The organism is Oerskovia sp. Root918, assembly GCF_001428945.1.
Lineage (GTDB): Bacteria > Actinomycetota > Actinomycetes > Actinomycetales > Cellulomonadaceae > Oerskovia > Oerskovia enterophila.
On sequence record NZ_LMJG01000001.1, the window covers coordinates 772,183 to 795,048 of the forward strand.

Sequence of the window (22,866 nt, forward strand, 5' to 3'; positions counted from 1 at the left end):
CCGAGCACCCATGTCCCGCTACCTCCTGACGCGCGTCGGCACGCTGCTGCTGTCGCTGGTCCTCGCGAGCGTCGTGGTCTTCGCCGTCCTCCGGTTCCTGCCGGGGGACAGCGCGGGCACGTCGCTCGGCGTGGGCACGACGAGCGACCAGCTCGAGCAGCTCCGTGCCGACCTCGGCACCGACCAGCCCCTGTGGACGCAGTACGGGCAGTGGGTCGCGGGACTGTTCTCGGGGAGCGCGGGCACGTCGTTCGTCTCGCGCCTCCCGGTGGGCGAGCTGATCGCGAGCAAGCTGCCGATCACGCTGCCCCTGAGCCTCGCGGCCTTCGTGGTCTCGGTGCTCGTGTCGGTGCCGCTCGGGGTCGTCGCGGCCGTCCGTCGTCGCGGCGTCGTGGGGGTCACGGTCTCGGCCGTGTCGCAGCTGGGCGTCGCGGTGCCGGTCTTCTGGGTCGGCGTGATCCTGGTGTGGATCTTCGCGCTCGAGGCAGGGGTCCTGCCGCCCGGCGGGTTCCCCCGCCAGGGCTGGGAGGACCCCGCGGCGGCCGTCAGGTCGCTGGTCCTGCCCGTGGCGACCGTGGCCATCGCCATGTCGTCGGTCATGGTCCGGTACGTGCGCTCGGCGACGCTCGACGTGCTGGACCAGGACTACGTCCGCACGGCTCGCTCGCTCGGCTACGGCCGGTGGCACGCCCTCGCACGGCACGGGCTGCGCAACGGCGCGGTCCCGGTCGTCGCGATCCTCGGGATCGAGCTCGCGACGTCGTTGCTGGGGGCCGTGGTCGTGGAGAACGTCTTCGCGCTCCCGGGCCTCGGCACGCTGCTGGTCTCGTCGGTCGAGGGCCGTGACCTGCCGGTCGTGCAGGCGCTCGTCCTGGGGCTGACGGCCCTGGTCCTCGTCACGAACTTCCTGGTCGACCTCGCCCAGCGCGGCATCGACCCCCGGCTGCGCGCCGGCTCGGCCCTCGGAGGCGCACGATGAGCATCAACCTGGGCGGGGAGATCCCCGGGGCCGCTGCCGGCCGCATCGAGGTCGAGGAGTCGCTCGCGCCGCACGTCTCGGGCGGTGCGGGGGACGCCCCGCGCGCCCGACGGCGGAGCGTCAGCCCGTCGTTCGTCGCAGGCCTGGTCATGGTCGGGCTGGTCGCGCTCGTCGGTGTCGTCGCGATCTTCTGGACGCCCTACGACGTGGGCGCGGGCGCGGCCGGCACGGGCGGGCGCCTCGAGGGGCCGAGCGCGCAGTTCTGGGCGGGCACCGACCGGCTGGGGCGCGACCTGCTGAGCCAGCTCATGGGCGGGGCGACGGTCGCGATGACCGTGGCGATCGCCTCGGTCGTCATCGCGGGCGTGCTGGGCATCACGATCGGCGTGGTCGCGGCGGCGACCACGCGGTGGGCCGACGTCGCGCTGCTCAACGTGATCGACCTGATGATCGCCTTCCCCACCCTGCTGCTGGCCATGCTCATCGTGACGGTCCGGGGTGCGTCCCTGACCTCGGCGATCGTCGCGATCGGCATCTCGGGGGCCGCGGTGATCGCGCGCGTCACGCGGGTCAACGCCGCGCGGGTGCTGCGCGAGGACTACGTGACGGCCGCGACGGCGTCGGGCACGGGCTGGTGGGGGACCATCCTGCGCCACGTCCTGCCCAACGTGGCACCCACCCTGCTGGTCCAGCTCATGCTGCTCGCGGGCGGGGCGATCCTCGCCGAGGCGTCGCTGTCCTACCTGGGGCTCGGCTCGCCGTCGGCCCTGTCCTGGGGGCGGCTGCTCAGCGCCGCCCAGAAGTCCGTCGCGGTCCAGCCGCTCGGGGCGATCCTGCCCGGGCTGCTCATCGCGTGGACCGTGCTCGGCCTGAACCTCCTGGGCGACGGCATCCGTGAACGGACCGACCCGAGCCTGCGAGGCGACCGATGACGCGCACGATCGCTCCTACGCCGAGCACCGCCGGCCCCACGACTCGCTCCACCGGGCTCGAGGTGCGGGACCTGACGGTGGCGACGTCGTCGGGCCGGGTGCTGCTCGACCGCGTGAGCTGGCGCGTCGCGCCCGGCGAGCGCCTGGGCGTGATCGGCGAGTCCGGCTCGGGCAAGTCCCTCACCGCGGCCGCGATCCTCGGCCTGCTGCCCGACGGCATGACCGCGACCGGGCAGGTCCTGCTCGACGGGACCGACCTGCTGCCCCTGGGCGAGAAGGCCCTGCGCCGCGTGCGCGGGGCCCGCATCGCGATGGTCTTCCAGGAGCCCCTCACGGCGCTCGACCCGCTCATGACGATCGGGCGGCAGATCGCCGGGCCGCTGCGTCTGCACCGCAAGGTCTCGCGTGCGCGAGCCGCCGAGCTCGCCGCCGAGCTGTGCCGCCTGGTGCGCCTCGACGACACCGAGCGCATCCTCGGTTCCTACCCCTGGCAGCTCTCGGGCGGGCAGCGCCAGCGCGCGTGCCTCGCCATGGCCCTCGCGTGCGAGCCCGACGTCCTGATCGCCGACGAGCCCACCACGGCCCTCGACGTGACCGTCCAGGCCGAGATCCTCGCCCTGCTCGACGACCTGATCGAGCGCACCGGGACGGCCCTGGTCTTCGTGTCGCACGACCTGCCCGTGGTCGCCCGCGTCACGCGCGACCTCGTGGTCATGCGGCACGGGAAGGTCGTCGAGGCCACGAGCGTCGCGCGCGCCCTCGAGGCGCCCGAGGACCCCTACACGCGCTCGCTGCTCACCGCGGCGCGCGCCGTGACCCACCTGCCCACCCTGGAGGACCGATGAGCGACCAGCCCACGAGCGGCGACCGGCCGGTCCCCGGCGACCGGCCGGTCCCCGGGGACCGGCCGGCAGGCGACGCCGCGCCTCTCGTCGCGCTCGACCGCGTGCGGCGAGAGTTCGGCGGGTCGCGCCGCACACCCCCGACGACGGCGCTCGCAGGCGTCGACCTCGCGGTCCGTGCGGGGCGCAGCGTGGGGATCGTGGGCGAGTCGGGCGCCGGGAAGTCGACCCTCCTTCGGCTGCTGCTGGGGCTCGACAGCCCCACGAGCGGCACGATCTCCTACCGTGGCGCGCCCCTGGACCGCCGGGACCGTGCGCTCATGCGGCGGTACCGGCGCGAGGTCCAGGTCGTCCTCCAGGACCCGCGCACGTCGCTCGACCCGCGCATGACGGTCGCTCGGATCGTCGCCGAGCCGCTGCGCTCGCTCCGGATCGGTGGCGACGTGTCGGCGCGCGTCGACGAGGTGCTGGGGTGGGTGGGCCTCGACCCCGACGCCCGGACCAAGTACCCGGCCCAGTTCTCGGGCGGCCAGCGCCAGCGCATCGCGATCGCCCGGGCCCTCGCGCCCTCGCCGTCGGTCCTGGTGGGCGACGAGCCCGTGAGCGCGCTCGACGTGTCGGTCCGCGAGCAGGTCATGGACCTGCTGCGCCGGCTCCAGAGCGAGCTGGGGCTCACGCTCGTCCTGGTCAGCCACGACATGGCGATCGTCGGGCAGCTGTGCGAGGAGACCGTGGTGCTGCGCGGGGGAGAGGTCGTCGAGGCCGGCCCCACGCGCGAGGTGCTGACCCGGCCGGCCGCTGCGTACACGCGTGAGCTGCTCGCGGCGGTGCCGACGCTGCCCTGAGGGGCGTGCTGCCGTCGGGCACGGCGACGCAGCGGGATCCCGTGGCGCTTGAACTGCGCTGCCCGACAACCCGCAACCTTCTTGCATGTCCGGAAAGGGAGACACGTCCCTGGGGTCTGTGTAATCTTTCAGCAAGAACCCGCAATTCTCTGCAATGGTGACAGGCGCGGGTTCGGCCGGCGGTCAGGCCGGTCCAGGGGGACAGGGGGAGCGGTAACGCCCCGGCACCGACGCCGGGGCGCGGACGGGCAGCCACGCACCGACGCGGGGCTGTGCGCAGCACCGAACGGAGAACGCAGCAATGATGCTCAGCCGAACAACCAGACCGGTCCGCAGGAACTCACGGCACAGACTCCTCGCCGGGCTCACGGCGCTCGCCGTGCTCACCTCGGGCCTCGTCGCCGGGGCGGTACCCGCCTCGGCCAAGGCCCCGACGCCCTCGCCCGTGGTCGCGTCGGAGAACGGTCGAGGGAACGTCGTCCTCAACATGTTCCAGTGGACGTGGGACGCGGTCGCCGCCGAGTGCACCAGCACGATCGGACCGGCTGGCTTCGGATACGTCCAGGTCTCCCCGCCCCAGGAGCACATCCAGGGCACCGCGTGGTGGACCTCCTACCAGCCCGTGAGCTACAAGATCGAGTCCAAGCTCGGCAACCGCGCCGAGTTCCAGAACATGGTCAACACCTGCAGGACCGCAGGCGTGGGCATCGTGGTGGACGCGGTCGTCAACCACACGGCGGGCGCCGACACCGGGTCCGGCACGGGCACGGGAGGGACCAGCTACTCGGTCGACAACTTCCCCGGGGTCCCGTACGGCGCGAACGACTTCAACGACTGCCGCGCCAACATCACCAACTACGGCGACCGGTACAACGTCCAGAACTGTCGCCTCGTCTCGCTCCAGGACCTGCGCACCAGCTCCGACTACGTGCGCGGCAAGATCGCGGGCTACATGAACGACCTGATCGGCCTGGGCGTCGCGGGCTTCCGTATCGACGCGGCCAAGCACATCCCGGCCGCAGACCTCGAGGCCATCAAGGCCAAGCTCACCAACCCGAACGTCTACTGGGTCCACGAGGTCATCGGGGCCGCGGGCGAGCCCATCCAGCCCTCCGAGTACCTGGGCAGCGGGGACTCGCACGAGTTCAACTACGCACGAGACCTCAAGAGCAGGTTCGACGGGAGCATCAAGGACCTGCGCTACATCGCCGACAACAAGCTCGCTTCCGATCGTGCGGGGGTCTTCGTCGACAACCACGACACCGAGCGCAACGGCGAGACCATGAACTACAAGTGGGGCGCCAAGTACAAGCTCGCCAACGCGTTCATGCTCTCGTGGCCCTACGGCTCACCCTCGGTCTACACGGGCTACACGTGGACCGACAAGGACGCGGGCGCGCCCGGTGCCACCCACAGCTCGGTCCCCGACGCGAGCTGCTCCAACAGTGCCTGGACCTGCACGCAGCGCTGGACCGAGATCGCCGGCATGGTCGGCTTCCACAACACGGTCGAGGGCACGTCCGTGACGAACTGGTGGGACGACGGCAACAACAACATCGCCTACGGCCGCGGTGACAAGGGGTACGTGGCGATCAACAACACCGGTTCGGCCGTGACGCGCACCTACCAGTCGTCGCTGCCCGCGAACACCTACTGCGACGTCGTGGCGAGCAAGGACTGCTCCACGACGTACACCGTGAGCTCCTCGGGGACGTTCACCGCGACGGTGCCCGCGTACGGGGCTCTCGCGCTGCACGTCGGGAAGACCGGCGGCACGCCGTGCACGGTCGACTGCCCGACCACCTCCGCCACCACCGTCTACTACTCGACCTCGAAGGGGTGGAGCGCGTACAAGGTCCACTACAAGATCGGTGCGGGCGCCTGGACCACGGCTCCCGGCGTCGACATGACCGCAGCCTGCACGGGCTGGGTCTCGCGCGAGATCCCCGCGAACGGGGCCACCGTCACGGCCGCGTTCACCAACGGCTCGGGCACGTGGGACAACAACGGCGGCAAGGACTTCAGCCTCACGGGCCGGCACGTCCAGGTCTCGGGCGGCGTCGTGACCGCGGGCGACCCGTGCGCAGGGACCGGGGGCGGCGGGCCCGGTGAGACCGAGGGCGACGCGAGCTTCTCGGTCAACGCCACCACGGTCCTGGGGCAGAGCGTCTACGTCGTGGGCAGCATCACGGCCCTCGGCTCGTGGGCACCCGCCTCGGCCAAGCCGCTCTCGGCCGCGAGCTACCCCGTCTGGAAGCTCACGCTCGACCTGCCCGCCGGGACGACCTTCGAGTACAAGTACGTCAAGAAGGACGGCGCGGGCAACGTGGTCTGGGAGAGCGGTGCCAACCGCACCGCGACGGTCGGGGCGAACGGGGCCGTGACCTTGAACGACACCTGGAGGTAGCCGCAGCAGGCAGTCCGGAGGGTCCCCGTCCGGGGCCCTCCGGTCCGTCGTCCCTACGATGGGCGCATGACCACGAGCGAGCCCTCCAGCCCCGTCGACCCCCTGCGCGAGTCCGTCGCCGTCATGGACCGCCTGTACTCGCCCGGCGGGTGTCCGTGGGACCGCGAGCAGACCCACGAGACCCTGGTCCGCTACCTCCTCGAGGAGGCGCACGAGCTCGCCGAGGCCATCGAGACGGGCGACCGCGCGGGCATGCGCGAGGAGCTGGGCGACCTGCTGCTCCAGGTCCTGTTCCACGCGCGCATCGCGAGCGAGGACCCGGTCGACCCGTTCACGGTCGACGACGTCGCGGCCGACCTGGTCGCCAAGCTCGTCAGGCGGCACCCGCACGTGTTCGCGGACACCGCGGTCGCGACGGGCGACGGCCACGCGGCCCTGTACGCCCAGTGGGACCAGATCAAGCAGCAGGAGAAGCAGCGCGAGTCGGTCCTGGAGGGGATCCCGCTCGCGCAGGGTGCGCTGGCCCGCGCGCAGAAGGTCCTGTCCCGCGCGGAGCGCGCCGGGGTCGGGGCGGTGACCTCGGGTTCCGGCCCGACGACGGAGCCCCCGTCGGTCCCGACCCTCGCCCCGGGCGAGGCGCGGCCTGGGAGGGGATCGGCGTCGTCGGGCACGGTGGGCGGCGCAGCCGCGGGCGACCAGGACGAGAACCGCACCGCACCTGTCGACGCGACCGAGCGGGCGTACGGGCGCGAGCTGCTCGACGTGGTGCGCCGCGCGCAGGCCGACGGCGTGGACGCCGAGACGGCGCTGCGGGGCGCCCTGCGCGAGGTCGAGCGGGCGATCGTCGCGACCGAGACGAGCGCGAGCGCGCCCCGTGGGTGACGCACGCCGGCGCTCCGGCGGGCGTGGACGGTCGACATGCGGGCGATCGTGTCCACGTGCCGACGGCGGGAGCACTATGTGTTCCCGACCACTAGGCTGGGTTGCGACAACCCCGGACGCGCCCGACCGCCATCGTCGCCTGCCCTGCGCTCCGGACCTGGAAGCAGCCTGAAGGAGCAACCGTGGCAAGCATCGAAGCCGTTGGAGCACGCGAGATTCTCGACTCGCGCGGAAACCCCACCGTCGAGGTCGAGGTCGTTCTCGACGACGGTACCTTTGCGCGCGCAGGCGTCCCCTCGGGTGCCTCGACCGGCGCCTTCGAGGCCGTCGAGCGCCGTGACGGCGACAAGTCCCGCTACCTGGGCAAGGGCGTCGAGAACGCGGTCAACGCGGTCATCGACGAGATCGCCCCCGAGCTGATCGGCTACGAGGCAGAGGACCAGCGCCTCATCGACCAGGCGCTGATCGACCTCGACGGCACCCCGAACAAGGGCAAGCTCGGCGCGAACGCCATCCTCGGCGTCTCGCTGGCCGTCGCGAAGGCCGCAGCCAAGAGCTCGGGCCTGGACCTCTACCGCTACGTCGGTGGCCCCAACGCCCACGTCCTGCCCGTCCCCATGATGAACATCCTCAACGGTGGGTCGCACGCCGACTCCAACGTCGACATCCAGGAGTTCATGGTCGCCCCGATCGGCGCCACGTCCTTCCGTGAGGCGCTGCGCACCGGTGCAGAGGTCTACCACTCCCTGAAGTCCGTGCTCAAGAGCAAGGGCCTCGCGACGGGCCTCGGCGACGAGGGCGGCTTCGCCCCCAACCTGCCGAGCAACCGCGACGCGCTGGACCTGATCCTCGTCGCGATCGAGCAGGCCGGCTTCAAGCCGGGCGTCGACGTGGGCCTCGCGCTCGACGTCGCCGCGACCGAGTTCTTCAAGGACGGCGCGTACCAGTTCGAGGGCAAGGCGACGAGCTCGGACGAGATCATCGCGTACTACAAGCAGCTCGTGGCGGACTACCCGCTGGTCTCGATCGAGGACCCGCTGTCCGAGGACGAGTGGAGCGCCTGGTCGCAGCTCGTGTCCGAGGTCGGCGACAAGGTCCAGATCGTCGGCGACGACCTGTTCGTCACCAACCCGGAGCGCCTCGCCAAGGGCATCGAGCTCAAGTCGGCGAACTCGCTGCTCGTCAAGCTCAACCAGATCGGCACGCTCTCGGAGACCCTCGACGCCGTCGAGCTCGCTCAGCGCAACGGCTTCACCGCGATGGTCTCGCACCGTTCGGGCGAGACCGAGGACACGACGATCGCCGACCTGTCCGTCGCGACCAACGCCGGCCAGATCAAGACCGGTGCCCCCGCCCGTGGCGAGCGCATCAACAAGTACAACCAGCTCCTGCGCATCGAGGAGGCCCTGGACGACGCGGCACGCTACGCCGGCGCCTCGGCGTTCCCGCGCTGGAAGGCGTGAGCTGACGCTCACCTGCTAGCCGCGGTCTGATCGCGGTCGGCAACCGGACGCCCGGTGGTTCCTCGGAACCGCCGGGCGTCCGTGCGTCCGGGGCCCTGCATGCCCCCACGAGAGCCTGCCGCGACGTGTCGGGGCGGCGCGGGTTGTGAACGCTTGGTGTGGATCCGACCACGTTGCCCGGCACGCCGCGGACCCTGCGGCGGGCGGGGACCGCGGGACGGCACAATCGGCACCATGCCCTCGAACCGCCGCCCGTCCACCCCTGGCGCCTCGGCGCGCCCGGGCGGCCGTGGCGCGGGGGGATCACGCGGGGACGGACGTTCGTCGTCGGGCCGCGCCCGCAGCACAGGCTCCAGCCCGACGACTTCGCGCGCCGACGCGGGGACGTCCGGCCCGGCGTCGGGCAAGCCGGGGGCAGCGGGCACCGCGAAGCCGACGAAGGCCGCGTCGCCGGGGAAGTCCGCGAAGTCCCCGGGCACGAAGCCGGCCGGCTCGGCGTCCGCAGCGGCCAAGGGCTCGGCGAAGAGCTCCACGAAGAAGCCCCCGGCCCCGGGCGGGGCGGCCGGCCGGTCCGGGGCGGCGAAGGCCTCCACCACCCGGACCCCTCGTGCTCGCGGTGCAGCCGGGGGCCGCGCCCCCGCGCTCGCCGACCGTCGCCGGAGCAGGTACGGCCTGCTGCTCCCCGAGGTCGTGACGGTCCGCGCCCTGGTGATGTCCGTCGTCGTGCTCCTGGCCGTGATCCTCCTGCTGCCCACCGTGCGCGCCTACGTCAACCAGACGGGCGAGCTGCGCGCGCTGCGGGCCGACGTGGCCGAGGCGCAGGCGACGCGCGACGAGCTCGAGGTCGAGCTCGGCCGGTGGGACGACCAGGCCTACGTGATCGCGCAGGCGCGCGACCGGCTCAGCTACGTCATGCCGGGCGAGCGGGCGTGGCGGGTCATCGACCCGGACACGGTCGTCGACGACCTGGACCCGGAGACGGGGCAGGTCGTGACCGACGGACCGGTCGACGTCGCGGGGCACGCCGGGGCGCCCTGGTACACCTCGCTGTGGCGCTCGGTCCAGCTCGCGGGAGAGCAACCGGAGCCTGCGACGGTCGACCCCGCGGGCAGCGTGCAGCCCCCGCCGCCCGCGACCGACACCCCGACCGATCCCGCGACGCCCACGGGCTGACCCGACGGATTGCAGAACCACCCGGGGGAGCGGGGACAATGGGAGGGCGCCGGTACCCGGCGCCGGACCAGCACCGCACGCCGCAGAACGGAACCTCTCGTGAACGACTCGTACCCCGCAGCCTCCGACCTGGGCGACGTCCCGGTCCCGGGGAACCCCTCGGGCAAGTCCACGGCCGCTACCGACGGCACCGACGCCGTGCCCGTCGTCCCCCAGGCCGACCGGTCCCGCCCCGAGGTGACCCCGGAGGACCTCGAGGTCCTGCAGGAGCAGCTCGGGCGCCCGGCGCGCGGCGTCGTCGGCATCGCGGCGCGCTGCGTGTGCGGCCGCCCGCTCGTGGTGCACACCGCCCCGCGACTGCCCGACGGCACGCCCTTCCCCACGACGTACTACCTGACGAGCCCGGGAGCGGTCGCAGGAGCCTCGACGCTCGAGGCGAACAGTGTGATGAAGGAGATGTCGGAGCGCCTCACGGCCGACGAGGAGCTCGCGGCGGCCTACGCCCGCGCGCACGAGCACTACCTCGCGGCGCGCGAGTCGCTCGGCCACGTCGAGGAGATCGCGGGCATCTCCGCAGGTGGCATGCCCGTGCGCGTCAAGTGCCTGCACGTGCTCGTGGGCCACGCGCTCGCTGCCGGCCCCGGGGTGAACCCGCTCGGCGACGAGGCGCTCGTCATGATCTCCGGCTCGTGGCGCGCGGACCGCTGCACCTGCTGACCTCCTGAGCCGGTCCACGGGCGGGCCGAGCGCCCGTCGGTAGCGCGAGGGATGGCACCCTTGATGCCATGACTTCTTCTCGTGTCGCCGCGATCGACTGCGGCACCAACTCGATCCGCCTCCTCGTCGCCGACGTCGACTCCACGACGGGCGTCCTGACCGAGCTCGACCGCCGCATGGAGGTCGTGCGGCTCGGTCAGGGCGTCGACCGCACGGGACGCCTGGCTCCCGAGGCGCTGGCCCGCACGCTCGACCAGGCGGCCGAGTACGCGGCCGTGATCGATGAGCTCGGGGCGACGCGCACGCGCTTCGTGGCGACGTCGGCCACGCGCGACGCGGAGAACCGCGGCGAGTTCGTCGAGGGCGTGCTCGCGCGCCTGGGCGTCGAGCCCGAGGTCGTGTCCGGGAACGAGGAGGCCGAGCTGTCGTTCCGCGGGGCGACCGGCGTGGTCGCGGCGCACCACGAGGGGCCGTTCGTGGTCGTGGACCTCGGAGGAGGGTCGACCGAGATCGTGCTCGGCACCGACGCGCCCGAGGCCGCGTGGTCCATGGACGTCGGGTGCGTGCGCCTGACCGAGCGCCACCTGCGCTCGGACCCGCCGACGGCCGAGGAGATCGCGGCGGCGCGGGCCGACGTGCGCGCCGCGCTCGACGTCGCGACGCAGACCGTCCCGCTGGGCAAGGCCGCGACGCTCGTGGGGCTCGCGGGCTCGGTGACGACCGTGACCGCGCACGCGCTGGGCCTCGAGCGCTACGACCGCGACCGGATCGACGGCGCGGTGCTGACGGTCGAGCAGACGCTGACCGCGTGCGAGGACCTGCTGGGTCGCACGCGCGCCGAGCGCGAGGCGCTGGGCTTCATGCACCCGGGTCGCATCGACGTGATCGGGGCGGGGGCGCTGGTGTGGGCAGAGGTCGTGCGCCGGGTCCGTGACGACGTCGCGGCCGCGGGCGGCGAGCTCACGTCGGTCGTGACGAGCGAGCACGACATCCTGGACGGGATCGCGCTGTCGATCGCGTGAGGTTCGCGGAGTCTCCCGCCGAGAAGTGAGCAGATGCCCCTGGATCGCGTGATCCAGGGGCATCTACTTCTTGGCGAGCGCGTGCAATGAGGAGCGCGACACGCGGTAGTTCACTCTGCCAGGTAGTGCGGTTCGCGTAGTAGTGTCTGCCGCACAGGAGTCGGTCGAGCAGGGAGTCAGGGTGGACACCACACAGCTGTTGAAGGGCGTCCTCGACGCGGCGGTCCTCGCCGTCGTCGCGGACGAGGACGGGTACGGGTACGACGTCGTGCGTCGCCTGCGGGCCGCGGGGCTCGTCGAGGTGGGCGACGCCTCGGTCTACGGCACGCTGCGCCGCCTGTACTCGGGCGGGATGCTCACGAGCTACGTGGTCCCGTCCGACGAGGGCCCGCACCGCAAGTACTACGGCATCAACGCGCAGGGGCGGGCCATGCTCGACACCCAGCGCAAGGAGTGGCAGGAGTTCTCCGGCACGCTGACCGGCCTCCTCGGGACCTCGGAAGGAGCCGCGTGATGTCCACGACCATGAGCCCTGAGGCCGTGATCCTCGACCAGGTCCACCGCTACGCCGCAGACGTCCGCGCGCACCTCGTGGACCTGTCGCCCGAGCAGGTCGACGACCTCACCGACGGCCTCGAGGCGGACCTCGCGGAGGCGCTCGCCGACATGCCGGGTGCGCTGCGGCCCGTCCCTGCGGGGAGCGAGGTGCCCGACGGCGGAGCGACCTCGTTCCTCGACGTCACCGCACGCTTCGGTCCGGCCGCCGAGTACGCGGCCGAGCTCCGGTCGGCGGCCGGCCTGGATCCCGCAGCACCGGGGCCCCGCCCGCGGATCGGGGTGCGCGGACGCCTGCTCGTGCTCGGAGGGATCTTCGAGTCCGGCTGGAAGTCCCTGTGGGCTCCGGTGACGTCCACCTCGCAGTGGGCCGCGTTCAGGGAGTTCGCTGTGGTGCTCCGGCCCGTGTGGTGGGTGCTGCGGGCGTGGGTCGTCGTTCTCGTGCTCCATGCCTGGTTCGGCTTCTCGACCGGCTTCGGCCTGGTGCCGCGTGTGCCCTTCTGGCGCCTGCTCCTGCTGGCGGCGATCGTCGTGAGCGTGCAGTGGGGGAGGGGCCGGTGGCTGCGCTGGCGCGCGGTGCACACCCTGCGCAAGGTCGTGAACGTCGTCGCGGTCGTGGTGGCTGTGCCCCTCCTCCTGGGCGCGGCCTTCGGCGCGAGCAACGTGCTCACCGGCCGGGGCGGTTCTGACGATGACGGGTCGTACTCCTACGGCTACGAGATCGGCTACGAGGCGGCTCAGCGCGAGGGGATGAGCCAGGTCCGCACAGGGAGCGGGAACGGCGGCGTGTTCGTCGACGGCTCGCAGGTCAGCAACCTGTTCGTCTACGACGCGAGCGGACAGGCCCTCCACGACGTGCAGATCTTCGACGACCAGGGGCGCCCCGTGCGGACCATCACGGGCGAGGGCACCACGCAGGCCTGGACCCTTCCCGACTTCGAGCAGGGGTGGTACTTCCAGCCGTCGTTCTCGACCGACGGTCGCGAGCGCTGGAACGTGTACCCGTTGCGCGGGCTGCCGGATGACGCGGTCGAGTGGGACGGCTCCGAGCGGCCGGTGCCGCTCGAGGGCGAGCAGCCGCGGTCCATGCCGTCGCCCTTCCTGCAGGCGCAGCCGCTCCTGGTGCCGTCGACGGGCGGCAGCGGACAGGCGACCACCCCTGGCGCGTCGCCTGACGCTGCGCCCGACCCGTCGGCCCCCGACGCCCCGGCCTCGCCGGAGGCTCCGGCCGGCGGCGAGACCCCGGCCGACCAGTCGGTCGAGGGGACCACGACGCCGTCGGGACGGGGTCAGGGCGCGCCCTCCCCGGCCACCGCCCGCCCGGTGCTCGAGGCCTCGACGGGAGCTGCGTCGTCGGGCGGCTGATCCCACGGTCCTCGACCTGAGGTTCGTCGGGTGACCCCCGTCGGTCGCCTGGCGAACCTCGATCTTCACCACCTCGCAACCCTCGCCAAAACGGCCGTACCGCCCCCAAACGACGCGCAACCCGGCCGCTTGTGAAGGTTGTCACGCCCACGGATCGGACAGAAGTTCACCAAGAAGTTGAAGACGGTAATACTCTGGTTTCATGCCTCAGAATGACCTGACCTCGGTCACCCCTGCCCAGAACGCGGACAGCGCTGCGTCGCCGCGTCCCCGCAAGGTCCCTCGCATCATCGTCCTGGGTGGCGGCTCTGTCGGTCTGTACTCGGCCCGCCGCCTCCGCAAGAAGCTCGGCAAGCGCGAGGCGGCCATCGTCGTCGTCGACCCGCGCCCGTACATGACGTACGCGCCCTTCCTGCCGGAGGCCGCCGCCGGGTCGATCGACGCGCGCGACGTCGTCGCGCCCCACCGCCGTGCGCTCAAGGGCGTCGACGTGCTCCAGGGCAAGGTCGTCGAGATCGACCACGCCGGGCGCAACATCACGATCCACCCGGAGGAGGGCGACGACTACTCGGTCTCCTACGACCACCTGATCGTCGGCCTCGGCTCGGTCTCGCGCACGCTGCCCATCCCGGGCCTCGCGGAGAACGCGATCGGCTTCAAGAACGTCGAAGAGGCCATCGCGGTCCGCAACCACGTCATCAACCGGATGGACGTCGCGTCGTCCACCTGGGACCAGGACATGCGCAAGCGCATGCTCACGTTCGCCTTCATCGGCGGCGGCTTCGCCGGCATGGAGGCGATCGCCGAGATCGAGGACATGGCGCGCTACGCGACCCGCAACTACCCGACGATCAACCCCGAGGACCTGCGCTTCGTGATGATCGAGGGCTCGGGACGCATCCTGCCCGAGGTCTCCGAGCCCATGGGCCTCTACGCGCTCGAAGAGCTCAAGAAGCGTGGCATCGAGTTCCACCTCAACACGTTCCTGTCGTCGTGCGTCGACGGTCACGTCGTCACCTCGACGGGCGTCGAGTTCGACACCGACACGATCGTGTGGACCGCGGGCGTCAAGGCGAACCCGGTCCTCAAGGAGAGCTCGGACCTGCCGGTCGACAAGCTCGGCCGCGTGATCGTGCTCCCGACGCTCCAGGTCGCGGACGAGGACGGCAACGTCATCCCCGACGCCTGGGCCGCGGGCGACTGCGCCGCCGTCCCGGACCTGCTGAACCCCGGCAAGTTCTGCCCGCCGAACGCTCAGCACGCGATCCGTGAGGCCACGCGCCTCGCTGACAACCTGGTCGCGGTGCTGCACAGCGACGAGCCCGTCGAGTACAAGCACAAGAGCGTCGGTACGGTCGCCTCGCTCGGCCTGTACAAGGGTGTCGCGGAGCTGTTCGGCATCTTCAAGCTCAAGGGCTTCCTGGCCTGGGCCATGCACCGCAGCTACCACGTGATGGCGATGCCCACGGGCAACCGCAAGATCCGCATCGCGATCGGCTGGATGGGCCAGTTCCTCATGGGCCGCGAGCTCGTCTCGCTCGGTTCGCTGCACGACCCGCGCGCGGAGTTCCGCCAGGCGTCCGTGCCGCCCAAGGCTGCGGGCGAGCCCGTCAAGCAGGAGGCCGTGTCGTCGGCCGCCGAGGCCGAGTCGGGCGGCGGCGAGGCGAAGTCCTCCGCGGCTGCTCCCACCGAGGCGGACCACGGTCCCGCCAAGAAGGCGACCAAGAAGGCCGCGACCAAGGCCTGAGCCACCCGTACGTCAGTACGTCCAGAGGGCGGTCCCGGAAGGGGCCGCCCTCTCGGCGTTCCCGGGCTGGACCGGCTGATTCCCGGGGCGGCCTCGGCCGGGGCGCGTGCCCCACCCGTGTACCTGTGGCCGCGGGATCCCCTGCCGTGCGCGGCGGCGCGCACAATGGACGGGTGAGCACTCGCGTGGTCGACGACCTGCGGTCCCGGGCGGGCCGTGCCCTGTTCGAGCGTGTCGCGGGGCCGGACGGCCCGGCCGAACGGTCCCGGATCCACGACACCCCGGGCCCGCGCTGGTTCGGACCGGACTCCGCGATCGCGCGCGTCCACGGCGACGCGTCGATGTTCGTGGGCGGGCTGCGGGCCCTGCTGCTCCAGTCGTTGCACCCGCTCGCGATGGCCGCTGTCGCGGCGCACTCGGGGTACCGGGGCGACCCGTGGGGGCGCCTGGCCCGCACGAGCACCTTCCTCGCGGTCACGACCTTCGGGACGGTCGAGCACGCGCAGCAGGCGATCGACGTGGTCCGCTCGGTGCACGTCCGCGTGCGCGGCATAGCTTCTGACGGGCGCCCGTACGCGGCCGACGACCCCTGGCTGCTGCGTTGGGTCCACGTGGCCGAGGCCGACAGCTTCCTCGCCGCGCACCAGCGCTACGGAGAGCGTCCCCTCGACGCCGCGGGCTGCGACGAGTACCTGGCCCAGGCCGCGACGATCGCGGACCGGCTCGGGGCCGTGGACCCGCCGCGCTCGCGCGCCGAGCTGGCGCGGGCCTTCGAGGAGTTCCGCCCACAGCTCGCCAGGACCACCGAGTCCGACGACGTCGCTCGCTTCCTGCTGTCCGAGCCGCCTCTCCCGTTCCTCGCCCGGGGCCCGTATGCGGCGCTGGGAGCGGCCTCGGTCGCGTCGTTGCCCCCGTGGTCACGACGCATGATCCCGGTGCGGTGGCCGATGCGGGGCGAGTCGGTGCTCGTCCGCGCCGGTGGCCGGACGGTCACGAAGGCGATCCGCTGGGCGCTCGCGGGGTCGTAGCGCAGGGGCGCGCCGGAGGGGCCGTGCGGCGCCCCTGGCCGTCGCCGGGATATCCTCACCCGGGCCCCCATAGCCCAATCGGCAGAGGCATCCGACTTAAAATCGGCGCAGTCTGGGTTCGAGTCCCAGTGGGGGCACTTCGGAGTTCGTATGGCAGGATCCTCCCCATGAACATCCCCCCGAAGGGCTGTGCCGCGTAGGCCCCCATCGCAGGTTCGAGCGCATCGAACCATGCCTCGGCGATCCGCTCGCCTGAAGAAGGACGGCCGCTTGTCCGGCTCGGTCCACTCAGCCATCGCACGGCTGGACCCTCGCCGTTTCTGGCCCAAGGCGTTGTACGCCGACCTCACCCTCCTGGAGACGGTCGCGCGCCAGAGGAGGTGGCCGTCGGTCTGTTGCGCATGCAGCCCCGACGTCTACCAAGGACGCATCGACCTCGAGCGCGCCGCCCATGCCATGCCACGAGGCCCTGCCCGCGAGCTCCGGCTCTTGCTCGCGTCCCTCGATGCCAGGATCCTGGCAAGCGGCGCCTTCGTCGTCGAGCCGCCTGCGCGCGGATGGTGGACCGTGCCGCCCGACCGCCGGTGGCGGGTCGAGCGATGACGGTGCCACGGCCCCACGGCCCCACGGGCGAGGGCCTACGACAACCCCGTCGGCCCGTCCGGCTCCGGGTCCTCGGCGGCCTCCTGGCCGAGCGACACCTGGTTGCCGTCAGGGTCCAGCACCCGGGCGACGCGTTCGCCCCACGGCTGGTCCTCGGGCGGCGAGACCACGACGACGCCGGCCGCGGCCAGGTGCGACACGGCCTGGTCGCAGTCGTCGACCGTGACCCACAGGTGAGCGTGCCCGACGTCGGCGCTCTCACGGTCGACCCCGATCCCCAGCGACGCGTCGCCCACGGCGACCGAGACGTAGACGGGTGGGCCGTCGGCGGGGAACTGGTACGTCACGGTGCCGCGCAGGAGGTCGCGGTAGAAGACGAGCGCCCGGTCGAGGTCGGTCGTGGTGAGGATGGGGAAGAGCGTGCGGAACATCGGTGGGCCGCCTCTCGCGAAGGTCTCCTCGGAGTCGTTCCCACGTTACGCCAGCAGCAGACGAGCCTCTCCTGCGGGCGTCCGGGCCGAGGGGCGGCGCTAGGTTGAGGGAAGCGGCGCAACAGCGCCGCACGTCCCGCGACGAAGGAGCACGCGATGGCAGCCGCAGGCCAGGTGGTGCTCTTCGAGCGCCGGACCGCCGAACCGTTGCTGCGCCACGTCGTGGGCGGGATCCTGCGGGCCGAGCGCACCGAGCAGGCGCGCACGCTGCTCGACGTCGCCCTCGCGGCGCAGGTCTCGACCGCGTACCTCTCGGAGGTCGAGCGCGGCCGCAAGGAGGCGTCCTCGGAGGTGCTCGCCGCGATCTGCCGCGCGCTCGGCCTGCGCGTGGTCGACCTGCTGGCGCGCAGCCAGGACGAGTTCGACGCCGAGGCGAACCGCCGCGCGGGTGTCGAGCGCCGCAGCCTCACCTCGCGGCCGCGTGCCGCGCGCGACCTCCACGCGCTGGGTCCGGCTCCCGCCAGGACGGCGTCGTCACGCCAGAGCGTGTCCACGACGACGGTCCTCCTGCTCGCGGCCTGATCGCCCCGGCTCACCCCGTCCACCGCGCCGTCCCCGGCCGGGTCCGCCTCGTCCCCTCGCCCGCGGGCCGCGCGCTCCGGCGAGCCACCGATTCCGCCGAGGGTGAATCGCCCCCTCCCGCGCGGCGATCTGTCCGTTTCGCCGCGCGCCCGCGTCCGGTCGGTGGTGTGCTGAACGGATGTCGCAGACGAACCCGGCCCCGACCCTCCAGGACCTCGTCGACCGAGCCGTGATCCTCTCGACCGAGCACCAGGCGCACTTCGCCGAGCTGGGTGGCGAGTCGGCGTGGGACGCCGACCTCCAGGCGGGCACGCTCACGTTCCACAGCGAGATCCCGCTGGTGTGCGGGGCGCACTTCCTGGGCACCGCGGCCCCGGGGACGCAGAGCTGGTTGTGGGGCTGGCACAACGTCAACAACTTCCCCGAGGGCGTCGTGGCCGCGGCCGAGCACGTCCACCAGCGCGGGGTCTCGGGAGGGATCTTCGAGCTGAGCACGGCCGAGATCCTCCTGACCGACGCGGTCCCGTACCGGCTCGCGCTCGCGGCCAAGGCCGTCACGGGCCACTTCACGCACTTCGCGGCCCCCACGGGCGGCGGGACGTGCGCATGGTTCCTGCTGACCCACCCGCGGTTCGAGCTCCCACCGGCCTCGGTCCCGCGGGTCCTGCGCGTGATCCCGGAGGGGATCGGCAGCACGACGGTCGCCGACCACCGCCGCGCAGTGCGCGCGTACGCGGTCCTGCGCGGCCTCGACATCCGGTGGCTCGACGAGCAGACGGCCGTCGTCGGGGCGTCCGACGGCGAGGTGACGGTCGCGTTCGACGGTCACGGTCGCCTGACGAACCTGTCCGCGACGCTCACGGCCCCCCCGGCGCCGGAGCCCGCGCTGGCGCCGCCGCCCGAGCGGCCCGAGCGCCGCGGTTGGTTCGGCCGCAAGAAGTAGCCTTCCCTCCGCCCGCCCGGCTCACCGCGCGGGCGACCCGGGCGCGGGAGGTGAGCGACGCCGTCGGGCAGGGGGACCACCGTGCCCGACGGCGCCACGCACCTAGGCCGCGACCGGCAGCTTGCGCGAGGTCACCACGGCGTCGGCGAGCCCGTACTCCACGGCCTGGTGGGCCGTGAAGATGCGGTCACGGTCGGTGTCGGCCCGCAGCCGCTCGACGGTCTGGCCCGTGTGCCGCGCCAGGACGAGCTCGGTCTCCGCGCGCAGGCGCAGGATCTCCTGGGCCTGGAGCGTCAGGTCGGAGATGGTGCCCTCGGCGCCGCCCGAGGGCTGGTGCAGCAGGACCCGCGAGTGCTCGAGCACGAACCGCTTGCCGGGCGTCCCCGCGGCGAGCAGCACCGCGGCGGCCGACGCGGCCTGACCCATGCAGATCGTCGAGACGTCCGAGCGGATGAACTGCAGGGTGTCGTAGATGGCCATGAGCGCCGTGATCGACCCGCCGGGGGAGTTGATGTAGAGCCCGATCTCCTGGTCGGGGGCGTCCGACTCGAGGTGCAGGAGCTGGGCCATGACGACGTTGGCGACGCCGTCGTCGATCTCTGTTCCGAGGAAGATGATGCGCTCCGAGAGGAGGCGGCTGAAGACGTCGAACGCGCGCTCGCCGAGCGGGGTGCGCTCGACGACCGTCGGGATCGTGTAGGTGGACATCAGAGGCCGACCTTCCGGGAGTGGGCGGTGGGGCGGACGTCGTCGACCGACGTGACGACGTGGTCGACCATGCCGTAGGCGAGGGCCTGCTCGGCCGTGAACCAGCGGTCGCGGTCGCTGTCGGCCGTGACGGTCTCGGTGGTCTGGCCCGTGTGCTCGGCCGTGAGCCGGTGCATGAGTCCCTTGGTGTACTCGAGGTTCTCGGCCTGGATCGCGATGTCCACGGCCGTCCCCCCGATCCCGGCGGACGGCTGGTGCATCATGATGCGCGCGTGGGGGAGCGAGTAGCGCTTGCCCGCGGTGCCCGTGCACAGCAGGAACTGGCCCATGCTCGCGGCGAAGCCCATGGCGAGCGTGCTGACGTCGTTGGGGACGAGCTGGATGGTGTCGTAGATCGCGAGCCCCGCGCTCACCGAGCCGCCGGGCGAGTTGATGTAGAGCGCGATGTCGGCGCGCGGGTCCTCGGCCGAGAGCAGGAGGATCTGCGCGCACACGCGGTTCGCGACGGCGTCGTCGACGGCCGTGCCGAGGACCACGATGCGCTGGTGCAGCAGGCGCGACGCGAGCTGGTCGTCGAAGGGGGAGCTGGGCGGCGGGGCCGCCTCGGTCCGCAGGAGCGGTGGCTGGTTCGTCATGCCTCGACCATCTCGCGGGGGAGGAGAGCGAGGTCGGGGTATCTGCCGGGGGCGGATCTGCCGACGGCAGACGGGATCCGCGGTGCGACGACGCACCGCGGGACCCGGTCAGACCATCGAGCGGCCCTCGTGCAGACGAGCGGCGAGCTGTGCCCGGTCGTCCGCGGCGGCGTCGAGCCCGGTGCGGCGGGCGAGCCGCAGCGCGTGCGAGGCTGCGCGGCGCTCGCCCCAGGTCGTGAGCCGGGCGCCCGTCACGACGAGGAACCGGTCGCTCGGGCGCAGCGCGCGCAGGGACGGTGAACGGAGGTCGGCGTGGGTCGGTGCGTAGGCGCTCATGAGGGGTTCTCCTTGCCGTTGATCAGGGGGAACGCGTTGAAGTGGACCTGGACGGGGCGGGCCCCGGGGGTGTCCTGCTGACCGGCGAACCGGTCGAGGACCGTGTCGCTGAAGCGCTGCCACTCGGCCTGCACCTCGGCGAGCTGCTCCTTGGTGAGCCACATGTTGATCGTGGCGAGCGTCGCGCCCGAGTCGAGCCACGCGCGGTCGAGGGTGCGGGCGTTGTCGAGGAAGTCCATGATCTTGCGCTGACGCATGGCCTCGAACTCGCGGTTGACCGCCAGCGTCGCGACGACGGCGCCGTGGTTGCCGTCGCCGGCCGCGGCCTCGTCGTCGGGCAGCTCGATGGTGAACCCGCCGGGCGCTCGCTCCCACCAGCGCTCGCGGGCGGTGCCACGGCCCGGGACCTCCTGGACGAACCCGTGACGCTCGAGCTGGCGCAGGTGGTAGCTCGTGGCGCCGCTCGACTCGCCGAGCAGCTCGGCCAGACCGCTCGCCGTCAGTGCGCTGTGGTGACCCAGGAGATCGAGGATCTGGATCCGCAACGGGTGCGACAGCGCCTTGAGCGCGTCAGGGCCGACGGGCCGCTGAGTGCGGGGCTCGGGTGCCTGCTCGGGTTCGTGGTTCGTGGGCATGACACCACCGTAGCGATGCAAAGATCTCTTTGCAAGAGTTTCTTTGCAACAAGTTCTTTGGAACCAGTGGTGGCGGCGTGGCGCCGTGGTCCGCGGGGTACGGGGCGTTGTGCCACGCCATGCAGGCAGGAGGTCCTCAGTCCCCACCCCTGCGTCCGCCGCGCTTGTAGGCGTCCAGGTCGTCGTTGAGCCGTTCGAGCAGCTCGCCCAGGAGTGCCCGGTCGAGGCGTGACCAGTCGGCCAGGACCGCGGCGTAGAGCTCGGTGCGCATCTCGCGGTGCCGGGCCAGCTCGTCGATGCCCTGCGGCGTGGCCTCGACCAGGACGGCGCGCCCGTCCGCGGGGTCGCGCGTGCGGCGGGCGAGGCCGGCCTTCTCCATCGCGACGACCTGCCGGGTCACGGTCGAGGCGTCGAGGCCCAGGTGGTCGGCGAGGGTGTTGACGTTCTGGGCTCCGTCGACGAGAAGGTCGTGGAGCAGGAGGTAGGCCGACCTGTCCAGGGTGCCGCTCGGCGGCCCGCCGGCCCGTGCCGACTTGGCCCGTCCCGCGGCTGTGGTCCGTTCGGCGCGCCGCAGGAGCTGGGCGAGCTCGAGCTCGATGGTCGAGAGCACCTCGCGCGCGGCCGGATCGGGCGCCCCGGTGCTGCCGTCGGCGAGGCGATCCGCAGAACTGTTACCCCGAGCAACTGTCATGGGTGTATTCTACAGGTAGTTATCTGCATGATGCAGGTAAATCCCGGCGGAGCCCCAGCGGCCCGCGCACCAGCACCCACCAGACCCCGGGGGACGTGTGTCCAGAACCACCAGGAACGAGCCCAACAAGACCGCGATCTACGCGACCGCCCTCACGGCCTTCTTCGCGATCGCCGGTATCGCCGTGGTCGACCCGATCCTGCCGATCATCGGCCAGGAGATCGGCGCGACCACCTGGCAGATCGAGCTGCTCTTCACCGCGTACATCGCCGTCATGGCGATCGGCATGATCCCGGCCGTCCTGGCGACGGGCAGGTTCGGCTACAAGAAGGTCCTCGGCGCGGGCGTGAGCCTGGTCGCGGTCGCGGCGATCCTCGCGGCCCTCTCGCAGAGCATCGGCCAGCTCGCCGCGCTGCGCGGGCTGTGGGGCCTGGGCAACGCGATGTTCTTCGCGACCGCGATGGTCCTGCTCGTCTCCTTGGCCAACGACCGCGAGTGGGTCGTGGGCCTGTTCGAGACGTGCGTGGGCCTGGGCTTCGCGGTGGGCCCGCTCATCGGCGGGCTGCTGGGCCAGTTCAGCTGGCGCATCCCGTTCCTCGCGTGCGGCCTGTTCATGATCGTCGCGCTCGCGCTGTCGATCACGCGCCTCAAGGACCCGGCCGAGAAGCCCGCGCCTCTCCACGTGGGGCAGGTCTTCGCGCTCTTCCGCAAGCCCGGCTTCCGGGCGCTGTGCATCGTGACCGCGGCCTACAACTTCGTGTTCTTCATCATCCTGGGCTACACGCCCGTGTTCCTGGGGCTCGACGTCATCCCGCTCGGCCTCGTCTTCACGGCGTGGGGCATCGGGCTCGCGTTCGGCATCCTGGTCGTCGGCCATCGGCTCGCGCACGCGGTCGGCGCGGTCCAGACCATGGGGATCGCGGTCGGTGGCGTGCTCCTGGCCACCGTGGCCCTCGCGCTCGACCTCGGCACGGCCTGGTCGGTCGTCGTCCTGGTGGTCGCGGGCGTGTTCATGGGCATCGCCAACGCGAACCTGACCGACCTCTCGCTCGCGCTCGGGAGCCCCGACCGCCGTGTGACCACGGGCGCCTTCAACCTGGTCCGGTGGGGCTTCGCCGCGCCGGCGCCCGTGATCGCGGGCCTGCTCCACCCGGTCGGCCTCACGGTCCCGTACTGGGTCGGCGCGGGCGTGCTCCTCGTCGGGGTCGTCGCGTTCCTCGCGACGGCTCACCAGATGGCGGGCGAGCTGGGGGAGTCGGTCCTGTGGTCGCGCTGGAACCGCCGGGCCCGGGCCGTCGAGGGGACGCCCGAGGAAGCGCTCGGCGAGATCTGAGCGGGTGGCGAG

At 72.3% G+C, this 22,866-nt stretch carries 23 protein-coding genes and 1 tRNA gene; 18 read left to right on the plus strand and 6 right to left on the minus strand.

What is annotated here, in order from left to right:
• The first annotated feature begins 10 nt into the window (after window positions 1-10).
• The 15 genes from ASE27_RS03285 to ASE27_RS03355 all read left to right on the plus strand — a co-directional run bounded on the left by ASE27_RS03285 (window position 11) and on the right by ASE27_RS03355 (window position 16,094).
• The gene (locus ASE27_RS03285) at window positions 11-979 is read left to right on the plus strand and encodes an ABC transporter permease (RefSeq protein WP_056645730.1); all 969 of its coding nucleotides are present in this window, start codon (window positions 11-13) and stop codon (window positions 977-979) included.
• Window positions 976-1,911 (plus strand): ABC transporter permease, encoded by a 936-nt coding sequence (locus ASE27_RS03290; protein ID WP_082608445.1) that lies wholly within the window; start codon window positions 976-978, stop codon window positions 1,909-1,911. The genes ASE27_RS03285 and ASE27_RS03290 overlap by 4 nt, the downstream gene beginning before the upstream one ends.
• Window positions 1,908-2,756: an ABC transporter ATP-binding protein gene (locus ASE27_RS03295; protein WP_056645732.1), complete on the plus strand. Its 849-nt coding sequence runs from the start codon at window positions 1,908-1,910 to the stop codon at window positions 2,754-2,756. The genes ASE27_RS03290 and ASE27_RS03295 overlap by 4 nt, the downstream gene beginning before the upstream one ends.
• A complete protein-coding gene (locus ASE27_RS03300; protein ID WP_082608446.1) occupies window positions 2,753-3,598 on the plus strand; it encodes an ABC transporter ATP-binding protein in 846 nt (281 codons plus the stop codon). The genes ASE27_RS03295 and ASE27_RS03300 overlap by 4 nt, the downstream gene beginning before the upstream one ends.
• Before the next feature lie 301 nt (window positions 3,599-3,899).
• Window positions 3,900-6,005 (plus strand): carbohydrate-binding module family 20 domain-containing protein, encoded by a 2,106-nt coding sequence (locus ASE27_RS03305; RefSeq protein ID WP_235535334.1) that lies wholly within the window; start codon window positions 3,900-3,902, stop codon window positions 6,003-6,005.
• A gap of 66 nt (window positions 6,006-6,071) precedes the next feature.
• Window positions 6,072-6,887 (plus strand): MazG family protein, encoded by an 816-nt coding sequence (locus ASE27_RS03310; RefSeq protein ID WP_056645736.1) that lies wholly within the window; start codon window positions 6,072-6,074, stop codon window positions 6,885-6,887.
• Between the two features lie 182 nt (window positions 6,888-7,069).
• Window positions 7,070-8,350: a phosphopyruvate hydratase gene (gene eno / locus ASE27_RS03315; protein ID WP_056645740.1), complete on the plus strand. Its 1,281-nt coding sequence runs from the start codon at window positions 7,070-7,072 to the stop codon at window positions 8,348-8,350.
• A gap of 234 nt (window positions 8,351-8,584) precedes the next feature.
• On the plus strand, window positions 8,585-9,523 hold the full coding sequence (locus ASE27_RS20105; RefSeq protein ID WP_157277240.1) for a septum formation initiator family protein: 939 nt from the start codon (window positions 8,585-8,587) through the stop codon (window positions 9,521-9,523).
• Between the two features lie 198 nt (window positions 9,524-9,721).
• Complete coding sequence (locus tag ASE27_RS03325) at window positions 9,722-10,240, plus strand: DUF501 domain-containing protein (protein WP_056646653.1); 519 nt, start codon at window positions 9,722-9,724, stop codon at window positions 10,238-10,240.
• Between the two features lie 68 nt (window positions 10,241-10,308).
• Complete coding sequence (locus ASE27_RS03330; protein ID WP_056645743.1) at window positions 10,309-11,262, plus strand: Ppx/GppA phosphatase family protein; 954 nt, start codon at window positions 10,309-10,311, stop codon at window positions 11,260-11,262.
• 181 nt (window positions 11,263-11,443) lie between these two features.
• Window positions 11,444-11,776 (plus strand): PadR family transcriptional regulator, encoded by a 333-nt coding sequence (locus ASE27_RS03335; RefSeq protein ID WP_056645746.1) that lies wholly within the window; start codon window positions 11,444-11,446, stop codon window positions 11,774-11,776.
• Complete coding sequence (locus ASE27_RS03340) at window positions 11,776-13,182, plus strand: hypothetical protein (RefSeq protein ID WP_056645749.1); 1,407 nt, start codon at window positions 11,776-11,778, stop codon at window positions 13,180-13,182. Before ASE27_RS03335 ends, ASE27_RS03340 begins: the two co-directional genes overlap by 1 nt.
• A gap of 202 nt (window positions 13,183-13,384) precedes the next feature.
• Window positions 13,385-14,929: an NAD(P)/FAD-dependent oxidoreductase gene (locus ASE27_RS03345; RefSeq protein WP_082608447.1), complete on the plus strand. Its 1,545-nt coding sequence runs from the start codon at window positions 13,385-13,387 to the stop codon at window positions 14,927-14,929.
• A 173-nt stretch (window positions 14,930-15,102) separates the two neighbouring features.
• Window positions 15,103-15,957, plus strand: coding sequence for an oxygenase MpaB family protein (locus tag ASE27_RS03350; protein ID WP_056645752.1), 855 nt, complete (start codon window positions 15,103-15,105; stop codon window positions 15,955-15,957).
• A gap of 63 nt (window positions 15,958-16,020) precedes the next feature.
• Window positions 16,021-16,094: transfer RNA gene (locus ASE27_RS03355), tRNA-Leu, on the plus strand.
• A 501-nt stretch (window positions 16,095-16,595) separates the two neighbouring features.
• Here ASE27_RS03355 and ASE27_RS03365 read toward each other — a convergent pair.
• A complete protein-coding gene (locus ASE27_RS03365; RefSeq protein ID WP_056645757.1) occupies window positions 16,596-16,991 on the minus strand; it encodes a glyoxalase/bleomycin resistance/extradiol dioxygenase family protein in 396 nt (131 codons plus the stop codon).
• A 156-nt stretch (window positions 16,992-17,147) separates the two neighbouring features.
• On the opposite strand from ASE27_RS03365, the gene ASE27_RS21115 reads away from it, so the two are divergent.
• Both ASE27_RS21115 and ASE27_RS03375 read left to right on the plus strand, forming a co-directional pair.
• Window positions 17,148-17,573 (plus strand): helix-turn-helix domain-containing protein, encoded by a 426-nt coding sequence (locus ASE27_RS21115; RefSeq protein WP_082608448.1) that lies wholly within the window; start codon window positions 17,148-17,150, stop codon window positions 17,571-17,573.
• 178 nt (window positions 17,574-17,751) lie between these two features.
• On the plus strand, window positions 17,752-18,516 hold the full coding sequence (locus ASE27_RS03375; protein WP_056645762.1) for a DUF6882 domain-containing protein: 765 nt from the start codon (window positions 17,752-17,754) through the stop codon (window positions 18,514-18,516).
• A gap of 102 nt (window positions 18,517-18,618) precedes the next feature.
• Here ASE27_RS03375 and ASE27_RS03380 read toward each other — a convergent pair whose 3' ends face one another.
• The 5 genes from ASE27_RS03380 to ASE27_RS03400 all read right to left on the minus strand — a co-directional run bounded on the left by ASE27_RS03380 (window position 18,619) and on the right by ASE27_RS03400 (window position 21,521).
• Window positions 18,619-19,224, minus strand: a complete 606-nt coding sequence (locus ASE27_RS03380) for an ATP-dependent Clp protease proteolytic subunit (protein ID WP_056645763.1) — start codon at window positions 19,222-19,224, stop codon at window positions 18,619-18,621.
• Window positions 19,224-19,859, minus strand: a complete 636-nt coding sequence (locus ASE27_RS03385) for a ClpP family protease (protein ID WP_056645766.1) — start codon at window positions 19,857-19,859, stop codon at window positions 19,224-19,226. Before ASE27_RS03385 ends, ASE27_RS03380 begins: the two co-directional genes overlap by 1 nt.
• A gap of 108 nt (window positions 19,860-19,967) precedes the next feature.
• The gene (locus ASE27_RS03390; protein WP_056645769.1) at window positions 19,968-20,195 is read right to left on the minus strand and encodes a hypothetical protein; all 228 of its coding nucleotides are present in this window, start codon (window positions 20,193-20,195) and stop codon (window positions 19,968-19,970) included.
• The gene (locus tag ASE27_RS03395) at window positions 20,192-20,830 is read right to left on the minus strand and encodes a transcriptional regulator (protein ID WP_056645772.1); all 639 of its coding nucleotides are present in this window, start codon (window positions 20,828-20,830) and stop codon (window positions 20,192-20,194) included. The genes ASE27_RS03390 and ASE27_RS03395 overlap by 4 nt, the downstream gene beginning before the upstream one ends.
• A 136-nt stretch (window positions 20,831-20,966) precedes the next feature.
• Window positions 20,967-21,521 (minus strand): MarR family winged helix-turn-helix transcriptional regulator, encoded by a 555-nt coding sequence (locus tag ASE27_RS03400; protein WP_082608449.1) that lies wholly within the window; start codon window positions 21,519-21,521, stop codon window positions 20,967-20,969.
• A 97-nt stretch (window positions 21,522-21,618) separates the two neighbouring features.
• On the opposite strand from ASE27_RS03400, the gene ASE27_RS03405 reads away from it, so the two are divergent.
• On the plus strand, window positions 21,619-22,854 hold the full coding sequence (locus tag ASE27_RS03405) for an MFS transporter (protein WP_056645780.1): 1,236 nt from the start codon (window positions 21,619-21,621) through the stop codon (window positions 22,852-22,854).
• The last annotated feature ends 12 nt before the right edge of the window (window positions 22,855-22,866 follow it).

Excerpts from the sequence above, each read along its gene's own strand:
- ASE27_RS03390 (WP_056645769.1), bottom strand. The coding sequence starts at position 20,195 with ATGAGCGCCTACGCACCGACCCACGCCGACCTCCGTTCACCGTCCCTG.
- ASE27_RS03305 (WP_235535334.1), top strand. The coding sequence starts at position 3,900 with ATGATGCTCAGCCGAACAACCAGACCGGTCCGCAGGAACTCACGGCAC.
- ASE27_RS21115 (WP_082608448.1), top strand. The coding sequence starts at position 17,148 with ATGGCAGCCGCAGGCCAGGTGGTGCTCTTCGAGCGCCGGACCGCCGAA.
- ASE27_RS03345 (WP_082608447.1), top strand. The coding sequence starts at position 13,385 with ATGCCTCAGAATGACCTGACCTCGGTCACCCCTGCCCAGAACGCGGAC.
- ASE27_RS03380 (WP_056645763.1), bottom strand. The coding sequence starts at position 19,224 with ATGTCCACCTACACGATCCCGACGGTCGTCGAGCGCACCCCGCTCGGC.
- ASE27_RS03400 (WP_082608449.1), bottom strand. The coding sequence starts at position 21,521 with ATGACAGTTGCTCGGGGTAACAGTTCTGCGGATCGCCTCGCCGACGGC.
- ASE27_RS03365 (WP_056645757.1), bottom strand. The coding sequence starts at position 16,991 with ATGTTCCGCACGCTCTTCCCCATCCTCACCACGACCGACCTCGACCGG.
- ASE27_RS03310 (WP_056645736.1), top strand. The coding sequence starts at position 6,072 with ATGACCACGAGCGAGCCCTCCAGCCCCGTCGACCCCCTGCGCGAGTCC.
- ASE27_RS03340 (WP_056645749.1), top strand. The coding sequence starts at position 11,776 with ATGTCCACGACCATGAGCCCTGAGGCCGTGATCCTCGACCAGGTCCAC.
- ASE27_RS03295 (WP_056645732.1), top strand. The coding sequence starts at position 1,908 with ATGACGCGCACGATCGCTCCTACGCCGAGCACCGCCGGCCCCACGACT.
- ASE27_RS03375 (WP_056645762.1), top strand. The coding sequence starts at position 17,752 with ATGTCGCAGACGAACCCGGCCCCGACCCTCCAGGACCTCGTCGACCGA.
- ASE27_RS03285 (WP_056645730.1), top strand. The coding sequence starts at position 11 with ATGTCCCGCTACCTCCTGACGCGCGTCGGCACGCTGCTGCTGTCGCTG.
- ASE27_RS03300 (WP_082608446.1), top strand. The coding sequence starts at position 2,753 with ATGAGCGACCAGCCCACGAGCGGCGACCGGCCGGTCCCCGGCGACCGG.
- ASE27_RS03395 (WP_056645772.1), bottom strand. The coding sequence starts at position 20,830 with ATGCCCACGAACCACGAACCCGAGCAGGCACCCGAGCCCCGCACTCAG.
- ASE27_RS03330 (WP_056645743.1), top strand. The coding sequence starts at position 10,309 with ATGACTTCTTCTCGTGTCGCCGCGATCGACTGCGGCACCAACTCGATC.
- ASE27_RS03290 (WP_082608445.1), top strand. The coding sequence starts at position 976 with ATGAGCATCAACCTGGGCGGGGAGATCCCCGGGGCCGCTGCCGGCCGC.
- ASE27_RS03385 (WP_056645766.1), bottom strand. The coding sequence starts at position 19,859 with ATGACGAACCAGCCACCGCTCCTGCGGACCGAGGCGGCCCCGCCGCCC.
- ASE27_RS20105 (WP_157277240.1), top strand. The coding sequence starts at position 8,585 with ATGCCCTCGAACCGCCGCCCGTCCACCCCTGGCGCCTCGGCGCGCCCG.